Genomic DNA, 26,306 nt, shown 5'->3' on the forward strand with positions numbered 1-26,306 from the left:
TCAACCCTGACATAGTCGATGACGCAGGGATGCAAGCACAAATTGTGCCGATGTCGGCATTTCAGCACAAAACTGACAAAATCACCGTAGTCTTACGGAGCAGAAAGTTAACCCCGGATCGCCCCGGGTTCCGCTAAACGAGTCACATGGGGTCACAGAACGATACGGTTGCTGATTCGCGGCCGTCGGAATGGTTCGAGAGCGCTGCTCCGGCCGAGGAGCTTGATTTCGTCCGGCTGAACGCCGCCCGTGCCAAGGCGGCCGACGAGATGGCCGCGGCCATTGCCCGCGAGCTCAACGGTCCCCTGACCGCACTCCTGCTCTACATGGGCGAGATCAAGCACCACAGCGGCCTGCTCGCGCCTGTCTCGGCTGACCGCGCCTATTTGCAGCAGGTGGTGGAGAATGCATTGGCGCAGACCGAGCGCGTCTGCGGCCTGGTCAAGCAGCTCGCCGGGACCCACAAGGGCGCCTTGCCCGCGCCGTCCAAGACCGGGGATTCCGAGTTGAAGGCCGGCCGCGCGCTGCCGGCGCCGCGCGAGACGGGCTCCGAACTGTCGAGCCTGTCGGGCAAGCGGCTGACCAAGCGCGAGCGTGAAGTGCTGCGGTTGATCAGCGAGGGTTTTTCGAACAAGCAGGGGGCGCTGCGGATGCAGATCAGCCCGCGCACCTTCGAGAGCCATCGGGCCGAAGCGATGCGCAAGCTCGGCGCGCGCAACACCGCCGACCTCGTCCGCGCGGCGCTGCTGCATTCGATCGATTGAAGCTGTGGTCTCGCGCCGCCTTCGCGGCGGCGCACCACCTAGAAATAGTCTTCGGCGAAGGGGCGCACGCGCGAATTGGGCCGCAGCGCCTTCGGCTCTTCCTTCGGCGCAGTCGGGATGATTGTGATGGTCCAGCGCGGCGGGATCGTCGAATCCTGCTCCAGCACCGAGCGGACAAAACCCGTCACCGTGGACTCGCCCGCCTTCACAGTGGCCATCCGGCCGTTGAACTGTGCGATGCGGAAGCGACGGACCTCTTTCTGGTCCGCAGTCTCATAGGTGAACATGGAAACCCTCCTGGTTTCCGGCGACTATCGCCGCCTATGATTAGTCATCCGTGAAAATTGCAAACCGTATAAGTACGGCGGGGTGCAGGCGGGGATGGTCAGCCCTGCGGTTCCTGCGCCTTCGCGGCGGTGAAGGCCTCATCCATCTGCCGCAGCAAATCGCTGAATTCGGCGTCATCGAGGGTGTCGGCGGTGCTCTCGAGCCGCAGCGCCAGCGCCGCGAGCCTGACATAGCCGAACGTCCCGGCCGTGCTCTTCAGCGAATGCGCCTCGCGCGCGATCCGGCCACGATGCTGGCCGAGCGCGAGCGTGTGAAACAGCTCGAGCCGCGCGCTCGTCTCGCTCCAGAACACCGCGCGCACTTCACAGGCGCCGTCCTCGCCGATCTCGCGCACCAGCACGTTGAACGCGCCGGGCTCGCGCAGGGGCGCGGTATCGAGCGCGCCCTGCACGGGCGCGAAAGCGGCGTCGAACATGGTGTCCCGGTCCCCGTAATGCGCGTCGCGGTGCGAGGCGTCCGGGACATCTACGCCATTCCGATTTCGGTTCTGGTCCCGAGATGTGTGGTGTTTGTAGGCGGGATTAAGCACTTGCTTTACCATGCGCCGCGTCCGGGCGCCCCTCAGGGCCCAAGCAGCCGGTCGTACTGGGCCTTGACCGTGGCATAGCATTCGCACGCCGTCTGGCGCAGCCCCTCCAGATTGAGGATATGGATGTGTCCGCGGCTGTAATGGATGAAATTGGCTTGCTGCAAGGTATTGGCGACCAGCGACACGCTGTTGCGCCGCGCCCCGATCATCTGCGCCATGGCCTCCTGGGTCAGCAGCAATCGGTAGTCGCCCGACAGATCATGGGTGTGCAGCAGGCAGCGCGACAACCGCGCCTCCACCGGATGCGCCGCGTTGCAGCCCGCAGTCTGCTGCACCTGCGCGTAGACCGCGAGCCCATGGCGCGTCAGCAGCGTCCGCAGGGTGGAGCTCCGTTCGGCCGCGATGCGCAGCCGGTCGAGGTCCATCACCGACGCGACGCCGGGAACCAGCACGACCGCCGTGTTCAGCGCGCAGGCATCGCCCATGGTCGAGAGTGTCCCGAGCAGGCTGTCGCGGCCGATCATGGCCACCTGCACATGCTCGCCCTTGGCAAGTTTCACGACCAGCGAGATCACGCCACGGTGCGGGAAATAGGCGCGCTTGAGCGTCTCACCGGTTTCGACCAGCACGGCGTCATGCGGCAGATCGACCGTGTGCAGATGTGCACGGATCAATTCATAATCGTCTGCCGACAGTGCCGACAGGAAACCGTTGGATGGGCGTACCATCGTTTCCAAATCTGCCTCCCGTCTCATCCGCCGGTGGAACGCTCGTCACCGAGTCCGCTACTTCCCTGCACGGGTAAGTTCCATCATGTTCGCGGCGGGATATATTGGCAATTGGTTCATTGTTCACAGCTGCGCCCCCAATCGTCTGATACTGATTGGTGTGCACACCGGCATGCAGCCGGCCATGGTGGCACTCATCGCGGTCTCTCCAGCAGACGCACGCAGTGGGCCTTCACGGCGGCATAGCAATCGCAGGAGGTCACCTCCAGGGCCCGACGATCGATGATCTCGATCTGGCCGCGGCTGTAGTGAATGATGCCGGCACGCTGCAGCGCGTGGGCGACCAGTGAAATGGCATTGCGCCGGACGCCCATCATCTGAGCCAAAGTCTCCTGCGTCAGCGGGAGGGTTTCGCTGTCGGACAGATCCCGGGCCCGCAGCAGCCAGCGCGCCAGCCGTGCCTCGATCGGGTGCAGCGTATTGCAGAGCAGGGATTGCTGCGCACGCGCGAGCAGCGCCTGCTCATGCCGGATCATCAGGCTGCGGAACGGCGCGCTGGTAGCGGCGATGGTTCGAAAAGCCGTGATTTCAAGCATGGACGCGGTCCCGGGGAAGAGCACGACGGCGTCCGACGCCGCGATCCCGTCAGCGAGCGCCGCACCGCCGCCAACAACGCTGTCGCGGCCGAGCATTGCCACCTCGATCGCCTGTCCTTCGGAAAGACCGACCGTGATTGAAACGGTTCCATTATGAGGAAAGTAGACGTGTCTCAGCGCTGCGCCTGCTTCACCTAAGACAGTCTCTCTGACCAATTCAATCGTGATGAGATGAGGGCGCAACAGATCGAAGTCGGCAGCGTCGAGCATTTGCAGCAATCGGTTGGGCGGTGGTCCGCTCGCGATCATGCAGGATCATCCAGCGTTCGATGCGACGTCGACGCCGCGCATTCGACATCCGGTTGCGCACTAAAATAAATTTATATTAATGGTTGTGCGGCTGTCTATATACCTGTTGAGGGGCAGACAGCCTGCCGCATTTGCGGCGGAAATAGGAACTGCGTGCTGATTCGTGCGTGCGACCGGCAAGCCAGTCCTGCGTCCTTGGCCGGGAACAAGTGGCAAGGGGGCTTTCGTGAGCTGGAAACGCGCAATCGATGGCAGACAATGCATCCGCATGTCCGTCGGTTGTCCGCCGATCCGCACCATTTCGCTCCTTCATCGATTCTTCTTAGCCATCAGAAATTGCTTCGCGCCATTGCGTGGCCTCGCCGCAGATATTGCGTTCATCCCGTTCGCACGCTGCGCAAGGCCGACTGTGCGTGCGGTCATCACCATTTCAGTGCAAGCGAGAGGAGAAAGGCGTGCGCCACGGTTCAATTATTGGATCGCCGAAACGAGAAATTCAAACGAACACAGAAAGTCCGCGCCATATTCTCGTTGTCGACGACGACCCGATGGTGTGCATGGCCATCGAGATCTATCTCCAGCGGAAAAATTTTCGGGTGACGATTGCCGACGGAGGAGCAGCGGGACTTCGCGCGATTGCGCATGAACAGTTCGACCTGATGATCGTCGACATCTTCATGCCGCATATGCGCGGGTTCGAATCGATCCGGCTCTTTCATGACAAAGCACCCGCCATTCCGCTGATCGCGATGTCCGGCTATGCCTTCGCAGATCTGAACTCGCCCGCGCCCGACTTCCTTAGGATGGCGCTCGAGCTCGGCGCCGCGCGCTGCCTGCGCAAGCCGTTCACGCCGAATGCGCTGCTGGCAGCCGTCAAGGACTGTCTTGCCGAGCGTCATGCCGCTGCTGCGCGGCTGGGTTAGCGCGTTATTGTCCGCGACGCTCGTGAGGTAAGAGTCCGTTTACCGCGAGCGCAGCCCTTGCGGATTTCAGCACAACATCGACAGGCAGTCGCACACGCGATTCCAATCGCGCGTGATTTGAGTCAATTCGCGCGGACCGTGCATATCTCCCGATTTTGGCGGGATTTTTTTGCGCATGTCGTGACGCTGTTATCGGCGCGTTTACCTGTTGCGCTTCCGGCCCGATGCCGCGTGCGGGACTTGCCGACAACCGCAGCCTCGCGCGGTCGAACAGCAAACTTCGCTTCAATATCCGTATTAGCACGGAGGATGAAATTAACGGGACCGTGAAATGGGTTGTCTAACGATCTAGGGAGCGGACTTCCGCCGATTCCAGGGGCGGCGCAGGCGTCGAGGTCCAGCTCAGTCAAGGCGTAGCTCATGGATGATCTGTTGCGGGAGTTTCTGACGGAGACCAGCGAGAGCCTGGACACCGTCGACAATCAGCTGGTGAAGTTCGAGCAGGAGCCGAACAACGCCAAGATCCTGGATAACATCTTCCGCCTGGTCCACACCATCAAGGGTACGTGCGGCTTCCTCGGACTGCCGCGGCTTGAAGCGCTGGCGCATGCCGGCGAGACGCTGATGAGCAAATTCCGCGACGGCATGCCGGTGACCGGTCAGGCCGTGACGCTGATCCTGTCGTCGATCGACCGCATCAAGGAGATCCTCGCAGGGCTCGAAGCGACCGAAGCCGAGCCCGAAGGCAACGACCGCGATCTCATCGACAAGCTCGAAGCGATGGTCGAGCAGGGTATGGCGGCAATGGCTGCCGGCGCTGCCGCTCCCGTTGCTGAAGCCCCGCCGCTGGTGCCGGAAGCGCCCGCCGCCGCGGCGCCCGCTCCCGCCAAGGAGATGACCACGGGCACGCTGATCGACCAGACCCTGGAGCGACCCTTGCGTCCGGGCGAGGTCTCGCTCGACGATCTCGAGCGCGCCTTCCGCGAGACCGCGATCGAAGCCCCGGCGCCCGCCGAAGCGAAGGCTGAGCCCGCGCCGGCTGCTGAAGCGCCCGCGCCCGCCGCCAAGGAAGCTGCCAAAGAAGCTGCAAAGGAAGCTGCCAAGGCGAAGGAGAAGGCCGCGCCGAAGAAGTCGACGGCCGACGAGGGAGCCAGCGAAGGCGACCGTGTCGCCAACCAGTCGATCCGCGTCAACGTGGATACGCTGGAGCATCTGATGACCATGGTCTCCGAGCTGGTGCTGACCCGCAACCAGCTGCTGGAGATCTCAAGGCGCAACGAGGACACCGAGTTCAAGGTGCCGTTGCAGCGTCTCTCCAACGTCACCGCCGAGCTGCAGGAAGGCGTCATGAAGACGCGCATGCAGCCGATCGGCAATGCCTGGCAGAAGCTGCCCCGCATCGTCCGCGATCTCTCGAGCGAACTCGGCAAGCAGATCGAGCTGGAGATGCACGGCGCCGACACCGAGCTCGACCGCCAGGTGCTCGACCTGATCAAGGACCCGCTCACCCATATGGTGCGCAACTCCGCCGATCATGGTCTCGAGACCCCCGCCGAGCGTCTTGCCAGCGGCAAGGGCGAGCAGGGCACCATCCGTCTCTCCGCCTATCATGAAGGCGGCCACATCATCATCTGCATCGCCGACAACGGCCGCGGCCTCAACACCGAGAAGATCAAGGCCAAGGCGATCTCTAGCGGTCTCGTCACCGAGGCTGAGCTGGAGAAGATGTCGGAAGCCCAGATCCACAAGTTCATCTTCGCGCCGGGCTTCTCGACCGCGGCCGCCATCACCTCGGTGTCGGGGCGTGGCGTCGGCATGGACGTGGTCCGCACCAATATCGACCAGATCGGCGGCACCATCGACATCAAGTCGGTGGCCGGTGAAGGCTCCTCCGTCACCATCAAGATCCCGCTGACCTTGGCGATCGTCTCCGCGCTGATCGTGGAGGCCGCCGGCGACCGTTTTGCGATCCCGCAGCTCTCGGTGGTCGAGCTGGTCCGCGCCCGCGCCAACTCAGAGCACCGCATCGAGCGCATCAAGGACACCGCTGTCCTCAGGTTGCGCAACAAGCTCTTGCCGCTGATCCATCTGAAGAAGCTCCTCAAGATCGACGACGGCGCCGCCAGCGATCCCGAGAACGGCTTCATCGTGGTCACGCAGGTCGGCAGCCAGACCTTCGGTATCGTGGTCGACGGCGTGTTCCATACCGAAGAAATCGTCGTGAAGCCGATGTCGACGAAACTGCGCCACATCGACATGTTCTCGGGCAACACGATTTTAGGCGATGGCGCGGTCATCATGATCATCGACCCCAACGGCATTGCCAAGGCGCTCGGTGCTGCCGGCTCCTCGGCCCATGACATGGCCGACGACAATGGCGCGCATCACATCGGTTCGGGCGAGCAGACCACCTCGCTCCTCGTCTTCCGCGCCGGCTCGGCCCAGCCCAAGGCGGTCCCGCTCGGGCTCGTCACCCGTCTGGAAGAGCTCCCGGCCGACAAGATCGAGTTCTCCAACGGCCGCTACATGGTGCAGTACCGCGAGCAGCTGATGCCGCTCGTCGCCATGGAGAGCGTCACCATCGCGACCCAGGGCGTCCAGCCGATCCTGGTGTTCGCCGATGACGGCCGCTCCATGGGCCTCGTCGTCGACGAGATCATCGACATCGTCGAGGAACGGCTCAACATCGAGGTCGGCGGCTCGGCTAGCGGCATCCTGGGCTCGGCCGTGATCAAGGGCCAGGCCACCGAGGTGATCGACGTCGGCCACTTCCTGCCGATGGCGTTCGCCGACTGGTTCACCCGCAAGGAGATGAAGCCGTCGATGCACTCGCAGGCGGTGCTGCTGGTCGACGACAGCGCCTTCTTCCGCAACATGCTGGCGCCGGTGCTGAAAGCCGCCGGCTACCGCGTCCGCACCGCGCCGACCGCGCAGGAGGGCCTGGCAGCGCTGCGCGCGCAGAGCTTCGACGTGGTCCTGACCGACATCGAGATGCCCGACATGAACGGGTTCGAGTTTGCGGAAGTGATCCGCTCCGACAGCAATCTGGGCTCGATGCCGATCATCGGCCTCTCGGCGCTGGTGTCGCCGGCCGCGATCGAGCGCGGCCGCCAGGCCGGCTTCCACGATTATGTCGCCAAGTTCGACCGTCCCGGTCTGATCGCGGCGCTGAAGGAACAGACCGCGGGTGCCGCCGGCGCCTCCGATCTGAGCCGCGCGGCAGCCTGAGCGGGACCTGAGGAGAGATCGATATGACCAAGAAGATGCAAACCGGCGAAGGCGCCATGGTCGAGTACGTCACCGCGATGATCGGCGGCCAGCTGTTCGGCCTGCCGATCTCCCGCGTCCAGGACGTGTTCATGCCCGAGCGCGTCACCCGCGTTCCCTTGTCCTCGCGCGAGATCGCGGGCGTGTTGAACCTGCGCGGCCGCATCGTCACCGTGGTCGACATGCGCGCCCGGCTCGGCCTGCCCAAGCCGGAAGACGGCAAGACGGCGATGGCGGTCGGCGTCGACATGCGCGGCGAATCCTATGGCCTGCTGATCGACCAGATCGGCGAAGTGCTGCGCCTGTCCGAGGACGGCAAGGAAGACAACCCGGTCAATCTCGACCCCCGCATGGCCAAGCTCGCCGGCGGTGTCCACCGTCTCGACGGCCAGCTCATGGTCGTCCTCGACGTCGATCGCGTCCTCGAGCTCAAGACCGAAGTGCAAATGGCTGCCTGAACTTTCACGAAAGACATTCAAAGCCGGAGAACCAAGATGAAGACCTGTTTGGTGGTCGACGATTCCAGCATCGTTCGCAAGGTCGCCCGTCGCATTGTCGAATCGCTGGGCTTTCACGTCATCGAAGCGGAAGACGGCGTCGAGGCGCTGGTCCATTGCAAGAAGGCAATGCCGGAAGCCATCCTGCTCGACTGGAACATGCCCGTCATGGACGGCTTCCAGTTCCTGGGCACGCTGCGCCGCATGCCCGGCGGCGAAGAGCCCAGGGTCGTGTTCTGCACCACCGAGACCGGCATCGACCACATCACCAAGGCGATGGGCGGCGGTGCCAACGAGTACATCATGAAGCCGTTCGACAAGGACATCGTGATGGCGAAATTCCAGGAAGTCGGACTGATCGAACGCGAAGAAGAGACAGCTGCCTGAAAATACACCTGCCAGTAGCGTCAAGAGGTTCCCTGTGAATTCGCCCGACTACGAGTATCTGCGTAAGTTGCTGAAAGAGCGCTCCGGTCTCGACCTGTCCGCCGACAAGCAATATCTGATCGAGAGCCGCCTGCTGCCGCTGGCGCGCAAGGCCGGGCTCTCCGGTATCCCCGAGCTCGTGCAGAAGCTGCAAGGCGGCGCGAGCGCGCTGATCACCAGCGTGGTCGAAGCCATGACCACGAACGAGACCTTCTTCTTCCGCGACAAGGTCCCGTTCGACCATTTCCGCGACACCATCATGCCGGAAGTCCTCAAGGCCCGTGTCGGCCGCCGCAGCGTGCGGATCTGGTGCGCCGCAGGCTCGACTGGGCAAGAGCCCTATTCGCTTGCGATGACCCTGAAGGAGATGGGCGCGGCCCTAACCGGCTGGCGCGTCGAGATCATCGCGACCGATCTCTCGCAGGAAGTGCTGGAGAAGGCCAAGGCTGGCGTCTATAGCCAGTTCGAGGTGCAGCGCGGCCTGCCGATTCAGCATCTGGTGAAGTACTTCAAGCCGAACGGGGAAACCTGGCAGATCAACCCCGAACTGAGGGCGATGATTCAGCACCGGCAGCTCAATCTGCTGCAGGATTTCTCCCACCTCGGCACCTTCGACGTCATCTTCTGCCGCAACGTGCTGATCTATTTCGATCAGGAAACCAAGATCAACATCTTCAACCGCCTGGCCCGCCAGATCGAGCCCGACGGCTTCCTGGTGCTCGGCGCGGCGGAAACCGTGGTCGGACTGACCGATACGTTCAGGCCGATTGCCGATCGCCGCGGCCTCTACAAGCCGAACGATCCGCGTGCAGCAGTGGCCAAGCCGGCTGCCGAAGCGCCGCGCATGGCGGCGATGGCAGGACGATAAGCATGGCCGAGGATGGCAAGGGCGTCGAGCGCGTCACATTCAGTCGGGGCTATGATGTCTGCATCATGGCCATCGACGGCACGTGGCGGCGCGACTGCACCCTCAATGCGATTTCCGACACCGATGCCATCCTCACGGTGGAGGGCTCGATCCAGGGGTTGAACCTCAAGGAGTTCTTCCTGCTGCTGTCGTCCACCGGCCTTGCCTACCGCCGCTGCGAGCTGGTGCGCGTCAACGGCGCCGAGATGGACATCCAGTTCCTGCGCGGCAAGAACCGCAAGAAGCGCGGCGCGGCCAGCGGCCATGATGCGGTGGCGTGATCGCCACGCGCAGTGTGTTGCCCTTTCCTGACGCGTTGATTCACATTTTCTGAAAACATCCGGACGAATTCGCAGGCCCGGCTTTACGCGGTCTAAGCGCGCACCGTGTATCAATGGACGGTCGCAATTTCAGGGTCCGGACATGCCAAGAAGCTCTCTCTCCCCCATCCCGTCAAACCTGCCCGACGTCGCCGAACGGCGCGCGCTTCAGCTCCTGGTGGTCGATGACGACGCCACGCAGCGCAGCCTGATCACGGTTGCCGCCAAGCAGGCGGGCCACGAAGTCGCCGTTGCGCCGTCGGTTGCCGAAGCCATCGAAAAGCTGCGCGCCGCTCGCTTCGACTGCGTGACGCTCGATCTCGTGCTAGAGGATGGCGATGGCATCGACGTGCTGCGCGAGATGGCGGCGGCGAAATTCACGGGCTCCGTGATCGTCATCAGCGGCATGGACGGCAAGCGCCGCAGCGCCGCCCGCAGCTTCGCCCGCTCCGTCGGGATCGAGCTTCAGAGCCTGCCGAAGCCGCTGGATCTCGCTGCGCTGCGTATCAGCCTCGCCAATCTCGGCAAGACGGCGATGGGCCTGCCGACGATCCATACCTGGGGCGGCGTCGCGACCGACGCGATCGTGGAGCGGCACCGCGCCTGAGGCGCGGAGCTGCCATGCAATCGGCTGCGGCAAATCAGCCGCGCTGATTGCGGCCTACGCGGCGTTGCCAGATTCCGACAGCTTTTGAAGGGCGTGGCCGAGCTCCGCCCGGCAGGTGTTGAGGGCGGCGCTCGCCGTAGCATAACGGGGCGTGACGTCGTCGAGCACGACAATCTCGGTGGAACCCGAGATAGTACTCAAAATGGCGCTATCGTCTTCAGGCTCCATATCGTCCGAGGTCATGGCAGCGTCGATCAGGCGCGCACTGATCTCGATGCGCGCGATCAGGGAGCGAAGTTCGGCCGCGATCAACTGACGGCTGTCGGTTTCAGCCATCGAGGCGAGCGGGGGTGTGCCGGCGTAATTTGGCATGGATATTTTCCCTTCCCCGCAATAAGGCACCTCAGCGCTACTTGTGCGTTAAGTTCATGTCCCGTACAAATGCGGGTGGGCCGAATCTGCGCCGAAAGCCATAACGTTAGGCGCGGACGCGAGTCCTTGAATGCCGGACGTTCTTGGCAATCGACTTGGCGAATGGACATGGCACATGGTCGAACAAACCCCTCGTGGTGAGATCTTCGTGGTCGACGACGACCCGGCTGTTCGCGACACCCTGTCGATGGTGTTGAAGGCGGCGGGTTATGAGGTGATCTGTTTTGCGGACGGCGCAGCACTGCTCTCCGTCGCGCGAAGCCGCACGCCGGCCGCCGTGCTGCTCGACGTGCACATTCCCGGAAAGTCGGGCCTCGATATTCTCAAGGAGCTGCACGGCGAAGACTATCCTGCGCCGATCTTCATGATCTCCGGCCAGGGCGACATCGCGATGGCGGTGGGCGCCATCAAGAGCGGCGCGCTCGATTTCATCGAGAAGCCGTTCCGCGGCAGCGAGATCGTCGGCCGGCTGGACGAGGCGATCGGCGCCTATGCACGTCGGCAGACGGAGAATGCGTCGCCGAAATTCGGCTCGCTGCATTTCCCCGGACGCGAGCCGCTGACCCGCAGGGAGCGCGAGGTGCTCGAGCAGTTCGCTGCCGGTGCCTCCAACAAGGAAGCCGGTCGTACCCTCGGCATCAGCCCGCGCACCATCGAGGATCACCGCGCCAACATCATGAAGAAGCTCGGCGCGCGCAATGCCGCCGATCTGATCCGCATCGTGATGACCGCGGCCCAGCGCGCGTCGTAAAATGGTCTCGTGCCTCGGACGGTGCATCATGAAACGATGCGCCGCTGAGCCGGGAAACGAAATCGCGTGCTATCCCTGCAGCGCCTTGCGGATGATCCGCGCCAGATCGGACTTGCGATAGGGCTTCGCCAGCAGTAGCACGCCTGAATCCAGCCGGCCGTGATGGATGATCGCGTTCTCCGTATAGCCTGACGTGTAGACCACCCTGAGGTCGGGGCGCGACTTCAACACCTCGTCGGCGAGCTGCCGTCCGTTCATCTTGCCGGGCATGATCACGTCGGTGAACAGCAGGTCGAACGGCTCGCCGCTCGCGACGATGGTGAGCGCCTCCGCGGCATTGGCGGCCTGCAGGGTGACGTAGCCGAGCGAATGCAGCTGGGCCAGCACGTAGTCGCGCACCAGCCGGTCGTCCTCGACCACGAGGATGATCTCGTGTCCGCCCTCGATCGAGGCCGGCATCACGCCATCGGCGACGGCCGTCGGCGTCTTGCCCGGCGGCAGATACATCTTGATCGTGGTGCCGTGGCCTTGCTCGCTGTAGATCTTGATGTGTCCCGCGGACTGCTTGATGAAGCCGTAGACCATGGAGAGACCGAGGCCCGTGCCCTTGCCCGGGCCCTTCGAGGTGAAGAAGGGGTCGAACACGCGTGCCAGCATATGGGAAGGAATGCCGGTGCCGGTGTCGCTCACCGCGATCAGCACGTAGTGCCCCGGCTGGACGTCGTTGATGTTGGCATAGACCTCGTCGAGATAGGCGGCGCCGGTCTCGACGATCAGCTTGCCGCCGCCGGGCATCGCGTCGCGCGCATTGAGCGCGAGGTTGAGGATCGCCGTGGTGAGCTGGTTTGGATCGACGACTGCGACGCAGCTCTCGTCCTCGAACACGGATTCAATCTGGATCTGCTCGCCCAGCGTCGGCCGCAACAGCTTTGCCGTGTCGACGACCAGCGAATTGATGTCGATCTCGCGCGGCTGCAGCGGCTGCTTGCGTGCGAAGGCCAGCAGATGCTGGGTCAGCTCGGCGCCGCGGCCCGCAGCCTCGTCGATCATCTTCGTGATCGCGGCAAGCCCCGGCTCCTTGGCGACGGCCTCGGCGAGGATCTCGATCGTCCCGGTGATCACGGTGAGGATGTTGTTGAAATCGTGCGCCACGCCGCCGGTGAGCTGGCCCACCGCCTCCATCTTCTCGGCGTGGCGGATGCGCTCCTCGGAGGCGATCTTGTCGGTGAGGTCGCGGTAGAACGAATTCAAGAGGACGCCTTCGCGTTGCCGGAGCGCCGTGGCGCTCAGCTCGGCCCTGAATTCCTTGCCGTCGCGCCGCCGCACGAGGAGTTCGCGACGGGGGCTGGGTAGCGTTTGTTCCTCGGATTCAAGAAAGAGCTGGAGTCTGGCCCTGACTCCTTCCCGTTCGCTGGGGGCGACGAAGAGATCGTATGCATTCCTGCCGATCGCCTCCTCACGCGGCCAGCCGAAGAGCTTCTCGGCCTGCGAGTTCCAGCTCAGGATGGTACCGGTCTGGTCTGTCTGAGTGAAAGCGTCGAGCGCGGTCTCGACGATGTTGCGCGCAAGCTGCTCGCTGTCACGCAGGGATTCGGCGGCGTGCCTCGCCTCGGTCATGTCGCGTCCGACAAAGAAGAAGCGATTGGCCTGATCCGACCAGTTGCCGAGCCAGGAGAGCCAGACCTCGTGGCCGTCCTTGTGAATGCACCGCGTGTCGGCAAGCTTGGGATGCTCGCCGCGCCGAAGCTCGCGCATCTCCTCGCGGGATCGATCGAGATGGGCGGGGTGAATGAAATCGACGCCGGTGCGGCCGATCATCTCGTCCGGTCTGTAGCCAAGAATGGTCTCGGTGCTCGGGCTGATCTGCACGACCTCGCCGTGCGAGTTCATGATCATGATCAGATCCTGCGAGGTGTCAAAAAGCTGCCGCCGCTCCTCCAATTGCTGCTGAAGCGCCCGCTCGGCGCGTCGTGCTTCGGTCAAACTGCGCGCGGATCCGGAGACGCCGATGATCTCGCCCGAGGGCCCCCTGATCGGCGACAGGCTGAGCGAGATTTCGACCGGCGTGCCGTCCTTGCGCAGCCGCACCGTCTCGAAGCGTTCGATCGGCTCGCTCCGGGCGATCCTCTTCAAATAGTCCTTGCCCTGCTCGCGGCGGTCGGGCGGGACAATGATCGAGGTGGATTTCCCGATCGCTTCATTCGCCGAATAGCCATAAAGGCGTTCGGCGGCCGGATTCCAGCCCGTGATGATGGCGTCGAGGGACTGCATCACGATCGCATCGTCGGATGATTCGACGGCGGCGCTGAACAGGAGCTCGCGCGCCGCATGATGGTTTCGCGCGGCCTCGGTGCGACGATGCTCCTGGACCTCCCGTTCGAGCGCGGCTGCTTTCGACCGCGTTTCTTCGACCATCGCGGCAAAAGCCCGCGCCAGCGCGCCGGTCTCGCCCGCTGCATCGACCGGAATGTCGGCCGGCCGTCCGTTGCCGATAGCCTCCACCGCCGCGGTCAGGCGCCCGATCGGGCGCGTCAATGAGCGCGCGACCAGCACCGCGAGTGAAGCTGCGGCGAGGACGGCAAGCACGCCGACCAGCAAGGACGTATTCTGAATGGCGGCCGGCACGCGCCCGAACACGTTCGGGGGAATGGTCTCGATGATTGCGACCCACTCCGTACCCGCGAGCAGCGCCGGCGCTATTGCCGCACCATTCGGCCGGCCCGACCCATCGGTCAGGAGCTGCGTGGATGCGTCCCGGGTGCCGACCAGTGCTGCAAAGAAAGGAAAATCATCGCGCCAGTTGGTGGGGTGGCCACGCAATGAGCCGAACTCTCGTGCGCGATCGGGATGAACGAGATAATCGCCACGCGCGTTGACGACGTAAATCTCTCCTCCGGAGCTCGCCGTCGAGCGCACGCGGTCGAGTGCCGGACGCATATCGATATTGGCGATGATGATGCCGAACGGCTTGCCGTCCGGCGTGAACAGTGGCGTCGCGACCCGCAGAGTCGGAATGTGCAAGGCCGTGGTCCCGCCCTGGCGGGTTGCGAGATCAATCTGCGAAACATAAACTTCGCCCGGCGCGAGCCGGATCGTTTCCTGAAAGTAGGTTCGCTCGCTCTTGCGCTCCAGTTCGCTGTCGGGGACGATCCGCGCTGCTCCATTCGGGCCGGAGCGATCGACGCGGACCAGCTCGCGCTGATCGTCGTCAACACCGATGATTCGAAACTGCCCGTAGCTGGGTTTGGCCTCGATTTCGGCCGCGAGCCGCGCCGCGATGCGATCGCGCCAGGTTTGCTCGGACACGCCGTCAAGAGCGTCAATTCCTCCACCGATGTGGGCGCGGATCAGACCATTGATGGCGGCGGCGGAGCGGTAGCCGATCAAATCGCCGCGTACGCCGGCAACGTAGGATTCAAGATTGCTGGCCAGCAGGCGCGACTGGGCTTCAACCCGCTCCAGGACTCGCGGAATGACGGCTTGCGTGGTGTTGCGATAGCCCAGCCAGCCGACTGCCGCCACCGTGACCGCCACCAGCAAAATCATCGCGACGGCCAGCCGTGTTGCGAGCGTCATGGGGATATTCGCAGGTCTTCCCGGATGACCGCGCCTGTTCTGGCGTTGAGCGGAGGAGACACCCCCTTCATCGGCGGCTGGCGTTGACATTGGAGCCCTCCGACTCGCCCGCCTTCAGGCAGCCGTCGACCGCCGCCAGCAGCGCGTCGGCCCGGAATGGTTTCTGCAGGCTCGCGACCGCGCCAAGCTTGGTCGCCATCTTCAGGAAGTCCGGCTCGGCATAGGCGTCCGGCGTGATCGAGCGGCCGGAAATGACGACGATCGGGATATTCGGCTGCAGCGCCCGGACATGGCGCATCGTTTCCAGCCCGTCCATGCCGGGCATGAAGATGTCGAGGAATAGCAGGTCGAACTGGCTGCCCTCGAACAGGGCGAGCCCCTTGCGGCCGTCGCCGGCGACCGTCACGTGATGACCGGCCCGCTCCAGGAGCAGCCGGATCGTAAGCTGGACGGCCGGGTCGTCATCCACGATCAGGATGTTGGCCACGTCAAACCCTCCGGGTCGGGCAGGGAAGTTCCCTGCGACCCAAATCAAGCCATCAAATGTGAAATTGTTGCGCGGATTCCTGTCTGCCTGCAAGCGCTTCCGGTTCCTGCCGAGATGGTTTGCCCGATGTTGCGCCGCACCTCCTTTTATGCACGTCTGGGTGCATACCAGAGGCACACCATGCCGGCCGTCCGGCATCTTGCGAGGGGTGGACAGCCTGTGGGAAGAGCAAAATGGATTTCTCGACGGACAAGGACAATGACCAAGAACAAAAAGACACCCGACCAGCTCCGCAGCGCGCGCTGGTTCGCGCCCGACGATCTCCGCTCGTTCGGTCACCGCTCCCGCGCCATGCAGATGGGTTACGCCCCTGAAGAATGGAAGGATCGGCCATGCATCGCGATCATCAACACGTGGTCGGAGGCGCAGCCGTGCCACATGCACTTCAAGACGCGCGTCGACGACGTCAAGCGCGGCATTCTGATGGCCGGCGGCCTGCCGGTGGAGTTGCCGGCGCTCTCGCTCTCGGAATCGCTGCTGAAGCCGACCACGATGCTCTATCGCAATCTCCTGGCAATGGAGGCCGAGGAGCTTTTGCGCAGCCATCCCGTTGACGGCGTCGTGCTGATGGGCGGCTGCGACAAGACCACGCCGGCGCTGCTGCTGGGCGCGACCTCGATGAACATTCCGGCGATCTATCTGCCGGCCGGCCCGATGCTCCGTGGCAACTGGAAGGGCAAGACGCTCGGCTCCGGCTCCGACGGCTGGAAATATTGGGACGAGCGGCGGGCCGGAAAGATCTCCGACAAGGACTGGCTCGACATCGAAGCCGGCATCGCCCGCAGCTACGGCACCTGCATGACCATGGGCACGGCCTCGACCATGACCGCGATTGCGGAAGCGATCGGCATGACGCTGCCGGGCGCCTCCTCGATTCCCGCCGCCGACGCCAACCACATCCGCATGGCTTCCGAATGCGGCCGCCGCATCGTCGAGATGGTCTGGGAGGATCTGACGCCGAAGACGATCCAGACGCGCAAGGCGTTCGAGAACGCGATTGCGGTGGCGATGGCGATGGGCTGCTCGACCAACGCGATCATCCATCTGATCGCGCAGGCCCGCCGCGCCGGCCAGGACATCGGCCTCGACGATTTCGAGATCGCGAGCCGCAAGGTGCCCGTGATCGCGAATGTCCGCCCGAGCGGCGATGCCTATCTGATGGAGGATTTCTTCTATGCCGGCGGCCTGCCGGCGCTGATGGGCCAGATCAAGCAGCATCTGCATCTCGACTGCATCACGGTGAGCGGCAAGACCCTTGGGGAGAACATCGCCGGCGCCGAGGTTCACAATGCCGATGTCATCCGCGGTGTGGACAATCCTATCTACAAGGAGGGCGCGCTCGCTGTGCTCAAGGGCAATCTCGCGCCGGACGGTTGCGTCATCAAGCCGTCGGCCTGCGCGCCGCGCTTCCTCAAGCATACCGGGCCGGCGCTGGTGTTCGACGACTATCCCGCGATGAAGAAGGCGGTCGACGACCCCGATCTCGACGTCACCGAGGACCACATCCTCATTCTGCGCAATGCGGGCCCGCAGGGCGGACCGGGCATGCCGGAATGGGGCATGCTGCCGATCCCGACAAAACTCGTGAAGCAGGGCGTGCGCGACATGGTGCGCATCTCGGATGCGCGCATGAGCGGCACCAGCTATGGCGCCTGCATCCTGCACGTCTCACCGGAGTCCTATATCGGCGGTCCGCTGGCGCTGGTGCAGAACGGCGATCGCATCACGCTCGACGTCGCCGCGCGCACCATCAATCTCGATGTCCCCGAGGCCGAGCTCGACAAGCGCCGCGCCGTCTGGAAGCAGCCCGGTCGCCGCTTCGAGCGTGGCTATGGCTGGATGTTCACCAAGCACATCAAGCAGGCCAATGACGGCTGTGACTTCGACTTCCTCGAGACCGATTTCGGCGCGCCGATTGGCGAGCCGTCGATTTACTAAAGGACGCACATGACAAAACTCAGCGAAGCCACCCGCAACAAGCTCAAATCCGTCTCCACCGCCACCGTCGCCACCGCGCTGTTCAAGCGCGGCTTGCGCATCCAGATGATCCAGGATGTGCATCCCTTAGGTGCGGACCAGCCGACCATGGTCGGCGAGGCCTTCACGCTGCGCTACATGCCGGCGCGCGAGGACCTCAACACCATCGACGTCTTCAAGGATCGTTCGCATCCGCAGCGCAAGGCGGTCGAGGACTGTCCGGCAGGCAGCGTGCTGGTGATGGACAGCCGCAAGGACGCGCGCGCGGCCTCGGCTGGCGCGATCCTGGTGACGCGGTTGATGAAGCGCGGCGTCGCCGGCGTCGTCACCGACGGCGGCTTTCGCGATTCCGCCGAGATCGCAAAGCTCGGCATTCCCGCCTACCATCATCGCCCCTCGGCGCCGACCAATTTGACCCTGCATCAGGCCATCGAGATCAACGTGCCCATCGGTTGCGGCGATGCGCCGGTGTTTCCAGGCGACGTTATTCTGGGTGATGCCGACGGCGTCATCGTCATCCCGGCCCACCTTGCGGACGAGATCGCGAACGAAACCTTCGAGATGACCGCGTTCGAGGATTTCGTCACCGAGGAAGTCGGCAAGGGCCGCGGCATTTTTGGTCTCTATCCCGCGACCGATCCGCAGACGCTCACCGACTTCGCGGCATGGCGGAAGAAGAACGGAAGGTAGTGATCTTCGCCTCTCCCCGCCTGCGGGGAGAGGCCGGAATTTGCGCAGCAAATTCCGGGTGAGGGGGAGCCTCCGCGAGTCCATCTCGCGCTGCTTACGCGGACAAAGCCCCTCACCCCAACCCTCTCCCCGTAAGAACGGGGAGAGGGAGAGCTTACACCCCGGCCTCCGCCATCCCCGTCGCCCACAGCGCAAACGCATAGACGATCGCGACTTCATCGAGCCGGTCGAAGCGTCCCGAGGCGCCGCCGTGGCCGGCGCCCATGTTGGTGCGGAGCAGGACCGGGCCGCCTCCCGTCATGGTCGCCCGCAGGCGGGCGATCCATTTGGCGGGCTCCCAATAGGTGACACGCGGATCGGTCAGCCCGCCCATTGCCAGGATCGCCGGATAGTCCTTGGCCGCGACATTGTCGTAGGGCGAGTACGACAGGATGGTGCGAAAATCTTTCTCGCTCTCGATCGGGTTGCCCCATTCCGGCCATTCCGGCGGCGTCAGCGGCAGCGTGTCATCGAGCATGGTGTTGAGCACGTCGACGAACGGCACTTCTGCGACAATGCCCGCGAGTAATTCGCCGGCACGGTTCGCGACCGCGCCCATCAGCATGCCGCCGGCCGAGCCGCCATGGCCGACGATACGCTTGCGGCTCGTGTATTTCGCATCGATCAGCGCCTGCGCGCTGGCGGCAAAATCGTCGAACGAATTGGTCTTCTTCTCGCGCTTGCCGTCGAGATACCAGCCCCAGCCCTTGTCGGCGCCGCCGCGGATATGGGCGATGGCGTAGACGAAGCCGCGGTCGACCAGCGACAGGCGGTTGGCGTTGAACGAGGCCGGCATCGCCATGCCGTAGGAGCCGTAGCCGTAGAGCAGCAGCGGCGCCGCGCCGTCGAGTTTTAGGCCGCGGCGATAGAGGATCGACACCGGCACCTCCGCGCCGTCATGGGCTTTCGCCATGATGCGGGTGGTGACGTAATCGGCCGCATTGTGGCCGGACGGAATCTCCTGGCGCTTGCGCAAGGTGCGCGTGCGCCTGGCCATGTCGTAGTCGTAGACTTCCGACGGCGTCGTCATGGACGAATAGGCAAAGCGCAAATTCGTCGTGTCGAATTCGTAGGAGCCCATCGTGTCCAGCGAATAGGCGGCCTCGTCGAAGGCGATCGCGTGCTCCTCCCTGGTCGTGAGGTCGCGGATCACGATCGCCGGCAGCGCATTGGCGCGCTCGAGCCGCACCAGATGGCCGGCATAGAGATCGAGATCGATGATGTAGATGCCGGGACGATAGGGGATCAGATCGCGCCAGTTCTTGCGCTCGGGCTGGCCAAGCGGCGCGGTGACGATCTTGAAGTCGATGGCGTCATCGGCATTGGTGAGGATGAAGAGCTCGTCGCCGCGATCGGCGAGCGAATATTGCACACCCTCTTCGCGCGCCGCGACCAGGCGCGGCGGCGCTTCCGGGGTGGCGAGGTCGATCAGCCGCTGCTCGCTCGTCTCGTGGTCGCCGCCGGCGATCACGCAGAAGCGACCGCTGCTGCTCTCATGCAGATGGGTGAACCAGCCGGAATCCTGCTCCTCGTAGACCAGCGCGTCGTCGGCCTGTCTGGTGCCGAGCCTGTGCCGCCACACCTGCATCGGCCGGTGATTGTCGTCGAGCTTCACATAGAAGAAGGACTTCGCATCCTTGCTCCAGACCACGCCGCCGTCGGTCTCCTCGACGACGTCGTCGAGGTCGCTGCCGCTCGCCCAGTCGCGGATGCGGATCGTAAAATATTCCGAGCCCTTGGTGTCGGCGCTCCAGGCCTGCAGCTTGTGATCGTCCGAGTGGCGGCTGCCGCCGAACTTGAAATATTTGTGGTCCTTGGCGAGCGCATCGCCGTCGAGCACGATATAGCCCTCGCCGCCATCGCGTGGCATGCGGCCGAACAGCTCGTGCTGGCCGCCCTCGCGGAATTTGCGGAAGTAAGCGAAGGGTCCGTCCGGCGACGGCACGCTGGAATCGTCTTCCTTGATGCGGGAGCGCATCTCGCGCACCAGCGTCTTCTGCAGAGTCGCGGTGTGGCCGAGTAGGCTCTCGGTGTAACCGTTTTCTTCATCCAGATATTTGCGGATGTCGGGATCGAGCACCTTGGGCTCGCGCAGCACCTCCTGCCATTTCGCGTCCTTTAGCCAGGCATAGTCGTCGGCGACGGTGATGCCGTGCCGGGTGAACGGATGCGGCCGGCGCGGAGCGACGGGAGCGGTCGGGGTCGTGCTGGCGGATTTGGGCAAATCGATCCTCGGGGAAGAGATGTGTCTCGCCCCTATATCGGATCGAATGCGGGGGATTTAAAGAAGGCGAATCTGGCTGTGAGGCCAGGTAGGCGCAACAAACTCCCTGTCGCCGCGCCCTCCTTGCCTGTCAGCTGCGACAGGCCTCAAATCCCGATTTGAGGAGATCTTTCGGCAGGTCGCGACCGATGAAGACCAGCCGGCTGTCGCGCTTTTCGTCTGCGCGCCAGGCGCGCTGGTGGCCGCCGTCGAGCAGCATGTGCACGCCCTGAACGACAAAACGGTCATCGTCGCCCTTGAAGGCGATGATCCCTTTCATGCGCAGGATATCCGTCCCGAATTGCTGCGTGATGGTCTGGATCCATGGCAGGAATCGGTCCGGGTCCATCGGCTGCTCCGCCGTCAATGACAAGCTCGCCACAGCGTCGTCGTGCTCGTGGCCGTGCTCCTCGGTCAAGAAGCCCGGCTCGAATTCGAGAACGCGCTCGAGATTGAATGCATCCCGTCCCAGGATTTCATCGAGAGGCAGGGAGCAGCGCTCGGTGCGATGAATCCTGGCGTATGGATTGATCCGGCGGATGCGGGCCTCGACCGCGGCGAGCTCCTCGGGACTGACCAGGTCGGTCTTGTTCAGCAGGACGACATCGGCAAACGCCAGCTGCTCCTGCGCCTCATGCGCCCGATCGATCTCGTCCAGGAGATGCTTGGCGTCGACCACCGTGACAATGGCGTCGAGCTTGGTGCGTTGGCGGACATCCTCGTCGACGAAGAAGGTTTGCGCCACCGGCGCCGGGTCGGCAAGTCCCGTGGTCTCGATTAAGATGCCGTCGAACGCGCGGCTGCGGCGCATCAGCCCGGAGAGGATGCGGATCAGATCACCGCGCACCGTGCAGCAGATGCAGCCGTTGTTCATCTCGAAGATCTCTTCGTCGGCGTTGACGATGAGATCGTTGTCGATGCCGATCTCGCCGAACTCGTTGACGATCACGGCGTAGTGCTTGCCGTGCTGCTCGGTGAGGATGCGGTTCAAGAGAGTCGTCTTTCCCGAGCCGAGGTATCCTGTCAGCACCGTCACAGGCGTTTGCGTCGAGAGTTGAACCATTGGGGAGCCTCCAGGTGGGGTCAGGGGGTGGTTGCGAGCCGCGTGCGGGCGGCTCAAATCGGCGGCTGCAAGGCGATGCGCAGATCGGCCTCGGTGATGTCGTTGATCGGCTTGTCGACTCCCAGCGCCTGCGTCGGGAGATTGGGACGCGCGAGAAGGATCGTGGTCTGACCGCAACCCTGGTCGGCGCAGTGGCGGCGCAGGACGCGGACAATGGCGTCTGCTTCGAGGTCCAGGATGGAGCGGACCACCGCCTCGATGTGAGCCGCTCGCTTGCGGTCGGCGTCCGGCGTATCGTTACGACGAAACAGGAACAAGATGGCCGCTCCGCTGCGCGAGGTCATAATGAATGTAATGTTATAACATTACATTCATTGCTGGCGCGTTGGCAAGCCCCGAAGGAGGGGCGGGCCAATCGTCTGATCCGGTTAGGGATGCTTGGCTCGGCCGCGTGTCACGCCTGCACGGCGTCTGCGGCGGCTACACCGCCACCGACGCCTGCACGGCGTCCGCGGCGGCTACACCGCCACCTGCTCACCCAGATACGCAACCGCGGCCTCGAGCCCGCCTTTGCCATGCGGGATCTTCAGCGCATTCAACCCGACCTCGATGACGCCGAGCGTGCCGAGCAGCATCGGCGCGTTGACATGGCCCATATGGGCGATGCGGAAGGCTTGTCCCGAGAGGTCGCCGATGCCGGTGCCGAGCACGACGCCACACTTTTCCTTGCAATAGCGCTGCAGCACCGCGGGATCATGGCCGGTGGTCATGGTCACCGTGGTCACGGTGTTGGAGCGCTCATGCGGTTCGGCAACGTTGAAGCCGAGCACCTGACCTTCCGTCCATGCGCCGACCGCACGGCGTGCGGCCTCTCCGAGCAAGCTGTGGCGGCGGAAGGCGTTCTCCAGCCCTTCCTCGTGGAGCAGATCGATCGCCTGGCGCAATGCGAACAACAGATGCACCGGTGCGGTGCCGGCATATTTGCGATAGTGCTCGGTGCCCTCGCGCTCGCTCCAGCTCCAATAGGGCGTCGACATGTTCGCGCGTCTGTGCGCTTCCAGCGCGCGCTCGTTGGCGGAGACGAAGCCGAGGCCCGGCGGCGTCATCAAGCCCTTCTGCGAGCCGGACATCGCGACGTCGACACCCCATTTGTCCATCTCGAACGGCATGCAGCCGAGCGAGGCGACGGTGTCGACCATGTACAGCGCGGGATGCCCGGCCGCCTTGATCGCCTTGCCGATCGCCTCGATGTCGTTCTGCACGCCTGAGGCCGTATCGATCTGGACGACGACGACGGCCTTGATCTTGTGCTCGGTGTCGCGGCGCAGCCGCTCTTCGACCTCGTGCGGCCGCACCGCGCGGCGCCAGTCGCCTTTGAGCACCTCGACCTCGGCGCCCATCAAGGCTGCCGCATTGCCCCAGCCGATCGCAAACCGTCCGCTTTCCAGCACCAGCACCTTGTCGCCGCGCGACAGCACGTTGCTCAGCGCGGCTTCCCAGGCGCCGTGGCCGTTGGCGATGTAGATGTAGGACTTGCCCTTGGTCGCGAACAGATTCGAGATGTCGCGGAGCAGGCTTTCGGTCAGGTCGAGCATCTCCTTGGAGTAGATGTCGATCGCCGGACGATGCATCGCCTGCAGCACCGCGTCGGGCATCGTGGTGGGCCCGGGGATGGCCAGAAATTCCCGGCCCGCGCGAACGGTCATTGCTGTTGGTCCTTGTTGCTTGAGAACAGGCTGGTGGGTCGCTGATTCATGCTTTTACGCGGCGGGGCGGCCCGAGAAAAGCACGTAAAACGCACGCCAGATGCGCCTAACGCTTGGTTTCGCGGCAGCCGGCGGCCTCGGCCTCCTCGACCGAGCAGAACCAGCGGGTGCCCTTGCTGATCTTCATCTTGATCTGGGTGTACCAGCGGCTGGTCGGGGTGTGGTAAATGCACTCGCCGGCGGTGTTGACGTTGCCCTTGATGGTGCAGTCCGGCGACGGCGCGACCGGCCCGGAGGCTGAAGCCAGCAGCACCGAATGTGCCCCCTCGGGCGGCTTGGCGGCGCCCAATATCGTCGTTTTCTTGTTGCGCACGCGCCAGTCCCATGGCGCGATGAAGGCGCCCTGCCACATCCCGGCCTTGGCCTCACGCGCTGCAGCTTCATCGGCGTCGTAATCGTGCGACACGCGGGTGTAGGCCAGCGCCCAGCCGCTCCGCACTAGCCATTTCTGGATGTCCTCGCCGCCGACCTCGCAGCGCGCCACGGTGCGGCCGCGCCGGTCGATCGAGCGGGCATGGCAGACCCAGCTCTTGCCCTCGGTGTATTTGGCGAGCTCGTCGCGCGCCGCCACGCCGCAGGTCCAGCGCTCGCCCTTGGTGTTGAGGCAAAGCTGGTCGGCCGCGGGCGCGTCGATGCCGCCGAGCCGGATCCGCGTGTTGCCGATCAGGACGGAATCGCCGTCGCGGACCTTTGCGGTGCCGGTGATGTCAGCCGCCTGCCCCAGCGACGGGACAGCGAGTAAAGACAGCGCAATCAGGAATTTTCGCAACATGCCGGTCCGCATTGTCTTGTCCGCGTTGACTTGTCCGCATGGTCTTGGGAACACCTTGATAAGCCGCGCAATTGTGGTCGGCTTTGGGCCGCGCGGCCAGCTTATGCCTAACGGAGAGGCTTTCAACTTCCCGTCATTGCGGCGGCCTCTCGTGTCCCGGACGCGGTGCGGCGTGCAACGCCGCTCCGCAGAGCCGGGACCCAGAAAATCGCGGGCGAGCGTTTCGCTGGCATGGGCCCCGGCTCAGCAGCGCATCACTACGTGCTGCGCTGCGCCCGGGGCACGGATGGAGTGCGTCCTACCGCCCCGCCATCGCCCGCTTCGCCACCGCCAGCGCCATCAATACGAACGCCGATGTCACCTCCGGCCCGCCGACCAGGATCCGCGTCGGAGTCTTCATCTTGTTCCATTCATAGGCGCGGAACGGGCCGCGGCGGCCACCCTCACCCAAGCTCGCCACGATCACGTTCAGCGCGGGTGCAAAGGCGCGCGGGTCGGCGCCGAGATGGCCGAGCGCGATCAGCGCCAGCGCCGCGTCGAACACGTTCATCTCCGCGGCCATCAGCTCGCCCTTGACGTAGGAGAGCACGCGATGGCGGATGATATCGAAATCCCCGTCGGGATCGATCGCGGCCTGGGCTGCCAGCGGCAGCGCCAGGAAGGCGGCATAGCAGCGGCCGAAATAGGCGCTGTAGAGTTCCGGCAGATAATAGATGTGCGAGCGCGGATTGGCGAAGGCGCCGCTCGCAGCCAAGCGCTTCTGGAAGCCGATGATGCGATGCACGGTCGCGAGCCGCGCCGGCGTCTCCAAAATCCTCCAGCGCGCCAGATTGCGAAAGCTCACCTCGAGAATGTCGAGATTGAGTGTCGGATCGAGATCGTTGCCGTAGGGGCGCTCGCCCCTGAGATTGTCGATCCAGGTCGCAACGCCGCCCTCGTAATCGATATTGTCGTTGAGCGGCACCGTCACGCGCGGCTCGTTGACGCCGGCATGCACCTGATAGCCCGCGTAGAAATCCAGCAGCGGCTGGTCGATGATCGCATCGGTGCAGCCGGCCTGCGTCGCCGCGGAAATCGAGCACGCCGTAGTGTCGCAATCCGGCACATAGACGCCGAAACCGAGGTCCTGCTTGATCTGGGCGAAATAGCGGGAGAAGCGCGGATGCGGCGGGGGTGCGAGCGCGGTGATGACGTTGAAGCGTTGACCGCCGATGCCCTCGACCTCCTCGCGGCTGGCGTTGACGCAGAAATCGACCATGTCGGCGATCGCCCGCTCGGCCGCGATCTTGTCGGCCGGCGCGGCGAGCCCGGTCTCGACAAAGCTGAGCAGTGCTTCGATGAAGAACGCGTCGTAATAGGCCGAGCGGTGGCGGATCTGCACCGGCTCCCACATCGGCTCGGCAATCCCTCGCCAGGGCGGATTGACCACGGCGGCAGCCTTCGAGCGCGCGATGAAGACGCGGGCGAGGTTGAAAAGCAGCGACGAATTCTTGTAGCCGCGCGCATTCAGCCCGGTGAGCGCCATGATCAGCTCGCGTCCGCGGAAGTCAGGATCGCCGATCAGGTTGAACGCGGCATAGGTCGGCAGGAAACCGTTCTTGCGATACGAGCCCAGGAGATGCTGCGCGCAATCGCGGATCACGCCGTCGATCTGTGCCTGTGCCGGCATGGCGCCGACGAACTTGGCCGGCGGCGGCCTGGGATGGTCGAGCGCGATGCTGTCGACGAGTTCGGCAATGGGCTGGCCGACGGCCGCCCAGTCAGGCTCGGCATCGTCGCGGGCGTGGACCAAAGCCTCGCGTAGCCGGGTCAGCTTGGCCTCGTTACGCAGTTCGGGCAGGCCGGCGCGGCGCAGCAGCACCCGCAACGCGGGATTGCCGAGCGCGGTCTTGTAGAATTTCGCCAGATGCGGGTCGCCGCGGGCTTGGCCCGACAATACGGGATCACAGACGTCATAAAGGGAGGGGCCGTCTTTCCGCGCCGTCAACGCCCGGCACGCGGCACCTGCGAAATAATGAAAGCTCATGAAATACCTGGTCGCGGGGGACTTTCGCGGGGCCAGGTCGGCAACCTGTCCCCCTTCAAGTCTTTGAAAAAGCTACCCGGATTCGCAGAAAACACAAATGTGACTGTTGTCACGGAAAAACCCGGCACAAGGGCTGCACGATCGACCCCCGGAAGGCTACTGGGAGCCAAAAAACGGAGGAAT

At 64.2% G+C, this 26,306-nt stretch carries 24 protein-coding genes; 11 read left to right on the forward strand and 13 right to left on the reverse strand.

Annotated features, from left to right (window positions below; genetic code table 11):
* Positions 1-146: 146 nt before the first annotated feature.
* Positions 147-764, forward strand: a complete 618-nt coding sequence (locus ACP2YP_RS02520) for a LuxR C-terminal-related transcriptional regulator (protein ID WP_426422073.1) — start codon at positions 147-149, stop codon at positions 762-764.
* Between the two features lie 38 nt (positions 765-802).
* Here the strand turns inward: ACP2YP_RS02520 and ACP2YP_RS02525 are convergent, their stop codons facing one another.
* The 4 genes from ACP2YP_RS02525 to ACP2YP_RS02540 form a co-directional block, all read right to left on the reverse strand.
* On the reverse strand, positions 803-1,051 hold the full coding sequence (locus ACP2YP_RS02525; RefSeq protein WP_426422074.1) for a hypothetical protein: 249 nt from the start codon (positions 1,049-1,051) through the stop codon (positions 803-805).
* 98 nt (positions 1,052-1,149) lie between these two features.
* Positions 1,150-1,527 (reverse strand): Hpt domain-containing protein, encoded by a 378-nt coding sequence (locus ACP2YP_RS02530; RefSeq protein ID WP_426422075.1) that lies wholly within the window; start codon positions 1,525-1,527, stop codon positions 1,150-1,152.
* A 146-nt stretch (positions 1,528-1,673) separates the two neighbouring features.
* The gene (locus ACP2YP_RS02535; RefSeq protein WP_426422076.1) at positions 1,674-2,369 is read right to left on the reverse strand and encodes a Crp/Fnr family transcriptional regulator; all 696 of its coding nucleotides are present in this window, start codon (positions 2,367-2,369) and stop codon (positions 1,674-1,676) included.
* A gap of 194 nt (positions 2,370-2,563) precedes the next feature.
* Positions 2,564-3,274, reverse strand: a complete 711-nt coding sequence (locus tag ACP2YP_RS02540; protein ID WP_426422077.1) for a Crp/Fnr family transcriptional regulator — start codon at positions 3,272-3,274, stop codon at positions 2,564-2,566.
* 455 nt (positions 3,275-3,729) lie between these two features.
* On the opposite strand from ACP2YP_RS02540, the gene ACP2YP_RS02545 reads away from it, so the two are divergent.
* The 7 genes from ACP2YP_RS02545 (at position 3,730) to ACP2YP_RS02575 (ending at position 10,221) form a co-directional block, all read left to right on the forward strand.
* On the forward strand, positions 3,730-4,197 hold the full coding sequence (locus tag ACP2YP_RS02545) for a response regulator (protein ID WP_426426452.1): 468 nt from the start codon (positions 3,730-3,732) through the stop codon (positions 4,195-4,197).
* A gap of 420 nt (positions 4,198-4,617) precedes the next feature.
* On the forward strand, positions 4,618-7,425 hold the full coding sequence (locus ACP2YP_RS02550; RefSeq protein WP_426422078.1) for a hybrid sensor histidine kinase/response regulator: 2,808 nt from the start codon (positions 4,618-4,620) through the stop codon (positions 7,423-7,425).
* A gap of 23 nt (positions 7,426-7,448) precedes the next feature.
* Positions 7,449-7,922: a chemotaxis protein CheW gene (locus tag ACP2YP_RS02555; protein ID WP_426422079.1), complete on the forward strand. Its 474-nt coding sequence runs from the start codon at positions 7,449-7,451 to the stop codon at positions 7,920-7,922.
* 36 nt (positions 7,923-7,958) lie between these two features.
* Positions 7,959-8,348, forward strand: a complete 390-nt coding sequence (locus ACP2YP_RS02560; protein WP_426422080.1) for a response regulator — start codon at positions 7,959-7,961, stop codon at positions 8,346-8,348.
* Positions 8,349-8,382: 34 nt separating this feature from the next.
* Positions 8,383-9,255 (forward strand): CheR family methyltransferase, encoded by an 873-nt coding sequence (locus tag ACP2YP_RS02565; protein WP_426422081.1) that lies wholly within the window; start codon positions 8,383-8,385, stop codon positions 9,253-9,255.
* A 2-nt stretch (positions 9,256-9,257) separates the two neighbouring features.
* The gene (locus ACP2YP_RS02570; protein WP_426422082.1) at positions 9,258-9,575 is read left to right on the forward strand and encodes a PilZ domain-containing protein; all 318 of its coding nucleotides are present in this window, start codon (positions 9,258-9,260) and stop codon (positions 9,573-9,575) included.
* A gap of 142 nt (positions 9,576-9,717) precedes the next feature.
* A complete protein-coding gene (locus tag ACP2YP_RS02575) occupies positions 9,718-10,221 on the forward strand; it encodes a response regulator (protein WP_254127721.1) in 504 nt (167 codons plus the stop codon).
* Between the two features lie 54 nt (positions 10,222-10,275).
* Here ACP2YP_RS02575 and ACP2YP_RS02580 read toward each other — a convergent pair whose 3' ends face one another.
* The gene (locus ACP2YP_RS02580) at positions 10,276-10,593 is read right to left on the reverse strand and encodes a hypothetical protein (RefSeq protein WP_426422083.1); all 318 of its coding nucleotides are present in this window, start codon (positions 10,591-10,593) and stop codon (positions 10,276-10,278) included.
* A 175-nt stretch (positions 10,594-10,768) separates the two neighbouring features.
* Here ACP2YP_RS02580 and ACP2YP_RS02585 point away from each other — a divergent pair, with 175 nt between their 5' ends.
* Positions 10,769-11,404: a response regulator transcription factor gene (locus ACP2YP_RS02585; RefSeq protein ID WP_426422084.1), complete on the forward strand. Its 636-nt coding sequence runs from the start codon at positions 10,769-10,771 to the stop codon at positions 11,402-11,404.
* A 69-nt stretch (positions 11,405-11,473) separates the two neighbouring features.
* Here ACP2YP_RS02585 and ACP2YP_RS02590 read toward each other — a convergent pair whose 3' ends face one another.
* Together ACP2YP_RS02590 and ACP2YP_RS02595 are read right to left on the reverse strand one after the other, a co-directional pair.
* The gene (locus ACP2YP_RS02590) at positions 11,474-15,070 is read right to left on the reverse strand and encodes a PAS domain S-box protein (RefSeq protein ID WP_426422085.1); all 3,597 of its coding nucleotides are present in this window, start codon (positions 15,068-15,070) and stop codon (positions 11,474-11,476) included.
* Complete coding sequence (locus ACP2YP_RS02595) at positions 15,048-15,467, reverse strand: response regulator (RefSeq protein ID WP_426422086.1); 420 nt, start codon at positions 15,465-15,467, stop codon at positions 15,048-15,050. Before ACP2YP_RS02595 ends, ACP2YP_RS02590 begins: the two co-directional genes overlap by 23 nt.
* Before the next feature lie 258 nt (positions 15,468-15,725).
* On the opposite strand from ACP2YP_RS02595, the gene araD reads away from it, so the two are divergent.
* Both araD and ACP2YP_RS02605 read left to right on the forward strand, forming a co-directional pair.
* On the forward strand, positions 15,726-17,465 hold the full coding sequence (gene araD / locus ACP2YP_RS02600) for an L-arabinonate dehydratase (RefSeq protein ID WP_426422087.1): 1,740 nt from the start codon (positions 15,726-15,728) through the stop codon (positions 17,463-17,465).
* Positions 17,466-17,474: 9 nt separating this feature from the next.
* Positions 17,475-18,194 (forward strand): ribonuclease activity regulator RraA, encoded by a 720-nt coding sequence (locus ACP2YP_RS02605; RefSeq protein ID WP_426422088.1) that lies wholly within the window; start codon positions 17,475-17,477, stop codon positions 18,192-18,194.
* A gap of 154 nt (positions 18,195-18,348) precedes the next feature.
* Here ACP2YP_RS02605 and ACP2YP_RS02610 read toward each other — a convergent pair whose 3' ends face one another.
* The 6 genes from ACP2YP_RS02610 to ACP2YP_RS02635 form a co-directional block, all read right to left on the reverse strand.
* On the reverse strand, positions 18,349-20,457 hold the full coding sequence (locus tag ACP2YP_RS02610) for a S9 family peptidase (protein ID WP_426422089.1): 2,109 nt from the start codon (positions 20,455-20,457) through the stop codon (positions 18,349-18,351).
* A 130-nt stretch (positions 20,458-20,587) separates the two neighbouring features.
* The gene (locus ACP2YP_RS02615) at positions 20,588-21,559 is read right to left on the reverse strand and encodes a CobW family GTP-binding protein (RefSeq protein ID WP_426422090.1); all 972 of its coding nucleotides are present in this window, start codon (positions 21,557-21,559) and stop codon (positions 20,588-20,590) included.
* Between the two features lie 53 nt (positions 21,560-21,612).
* Positions 21,613-21,876, reverse strand: coding sequence for a hypothetical protein (locus ACP2YP_RS02620; protein WP_426422091.1), 264 nt, complete (start codon positions 21,874-21,876; stop codon positions 21,613-21,615).
* Positions 21,877-22,077: 201 nt separating this feature from the next.
* Positions 22,078-23,265, reverse strand: coding sequence for a pyridoxal-phosphate-dependent aminotransferase family protein (locus ACP2YP_RS02625; protein WP_426422092.1), 1,188 nt, complete (start codon positions 23,263-23,265; stop codon positions 22,078-22,080).
* Between the two features lie 106 nt (positions 23,266-23,371).
* Positions 23,372-24,097 (reverse strand): thermonuclease family protein, encoded by a 726-nt coding sequence (locus ACP2YP_RS02630; protein ID WP_426426453.1) that lies wholly within the window; start codon positions 24,095-24,097, stop codon positions 23,372-23,374.
* Between the two features lie 298 nt (positions 24,098-24,395).
* Positions 24,396-26,123 (reverse strand): hypothetical protein, encoded by a 1,728-nt coding sequence (locus ACP2YP_RS02635; protein WP_426422093.1) that lies wholly within the window; start codon positions 26,121-26,123, stop codon positions 24,396-24,398.
* Positions 26,124-26,306 lie beyond the last annotated feature (183 nt).

The organism is Bradyrhizobium genosp. A (genome assembly GCF_049949275.1).
GTDB lineage: Bacteria > Pseudomonadota > Alphaproteobacteria > Rhizobiales > Xanthobacteraceae > Bradyrhizobium.

What these genes read in the sequence shown, in the direction of transcription:
- ACP2YP_RS02520 (WP_426422073.1), top strand. Translation starts at nt 147, where the DNA reads ATGGGGTCACAGAACGATACGGTTGCTGATTCGCGGCCGTCGGAATGG.
- ACP2YP_RS02525 (WP_426422074.1), bottom strand. Translation starts at nt 1,051, where the DNA reads ATGTTCACCTATGAGACTGCGGACCAGAAAGAGGTCCGTCGCTTCCGC.
- ACP2YP_RS02530 (WP_426422075.1), bottom strand. Translation starts at nt 1,527, where the DNA reads ATGTTCGACGCCGCTTTCGCGCCCGTGCAGGGCGCGCTCGATACCGCG.
- ACP2YP_RS02535 (WP_426422076.1), bottom strand. Translation starts at nt 2,369, where the DNA reads ATGGTACGCCCATCCAACGGTTTCCTGTCGGCACTGTCGGCAGACGAT.
- ACP2YP_RS02540 (WP_426422077.1), bottom strand. Translation starts at nt 3,274, where the DNA reads ATGATCGCGAGCGGACCACCGCCCAACCGATTGCTGCAAATGCTCGAC.
- ACP2YP_RS02550 (WP_426422078.1), top strand. Translation starts at nt 4,618, where the DNA reads ATGGATGATCTGTTGCGGGAGTTTCTGACGGAGACCAGCGAGAGCCTG.
- ACP2YP_RS02555 (WP_426422079.1), top strand. Translation starts at nt 7,449, where the DNA reads ATGACCAAGAAGATGCAAACCGGCGAAGGCGCCATGGTCGAGTACGTC.
- ACP2YP_RS02560 (WP_426422080.1), top strand. Translation starts at nt 7,959, where the DNA reads ATGAAGACCTGTTTGGTGGTCGACGATTCCAGCATCGTTCGCAAGGTC.
- ACP2YP_RS02570 (WP_426422082.1), top strand. Translation starts at nt 9,258, where the DNA reads ATGGCCGAGGATGGCAAGGGCGTCGAGCGCGTCACATTCAGTCGGGGC.
- ACP2YP_RS02575 (WP_254127721.1), top strand. Translation starts at nt 9,718, where the DNA reads ATGCCAAGAAGCTCTCTCTCCCCCATCCCGTCAAACCTGCCCGACGTC.
- ACP2YP_RS02580 (WP_426422083.1), bottom strand. Translation starts at nt 10,593, where the DNA reads ATGCCAAATTACGCCGGCACACCCCCGCTCGCCTCGATGGCTGAAACC.
- ACP2YP_RS02585 (WP_426422084.1), top strand. Translation starts at nt 10,769, where the DNA reads ATGGTCGAACAAACCCCTCGTGGTGAGATCTTCGTGGTCGACGACGAC.
- ACP2YP_RS02590 (WP_426422085.1), bottom strand. Translation starts at nt 15,070, where the DNA reads ATGTCAACGCCAGCCGCCGATGAAGGGGGTGTCTCCTCCGCTCAACGC.
- araD (WP_426422087.1), top strand. Translation starts at nt 15,726, where the DNA reads ATGACCAAGAACAAAAAGACACCCGACCAGCTCCGCAGCGCGCGCTGG.
- ACP2YP_RS02605 (WP_426422088.1), top strand. Translation starts at nt 17,475, where the DNA reads ATGACAAAACTCAGCGAAGCCACCCGCAACAAGCTCAAATCCGTCTCC.
- ACP2YP_RS02615 (WP_426422090.1), bottom strand. Translation starts at nt 21,559, where the DNA reads ATGGTTCAACTCTCGACGCAAACGCCTGTGACGGTGCTGACAGGATAC.
- ACP2YP_RS02625 (WP_426422092.1), bottom strand. Translation starts at nt 23,265, where the DNA reads ATGACCGTTCGCGCGGGCCGGGAATTTCTGGCCATCCCCGGGCCCACC.
- ACP2YP_RS02630 (WP_426426453.1), bottom strand. Translation starts at nt 24,097, where the DNA reads ATGTTGCGAAAATTCCTGATTGCGCTGTCTTTACTCGCTGTCCCGTCG.
- ACP2YP_RS02635 (WP_426422093.1), bottom strand. Translation starts at nt 26,123, where the DNA reads ATGAGCTTTCATTATTTCGCAGGTGCCGCGTGCCGGGCGTTGACGGCG.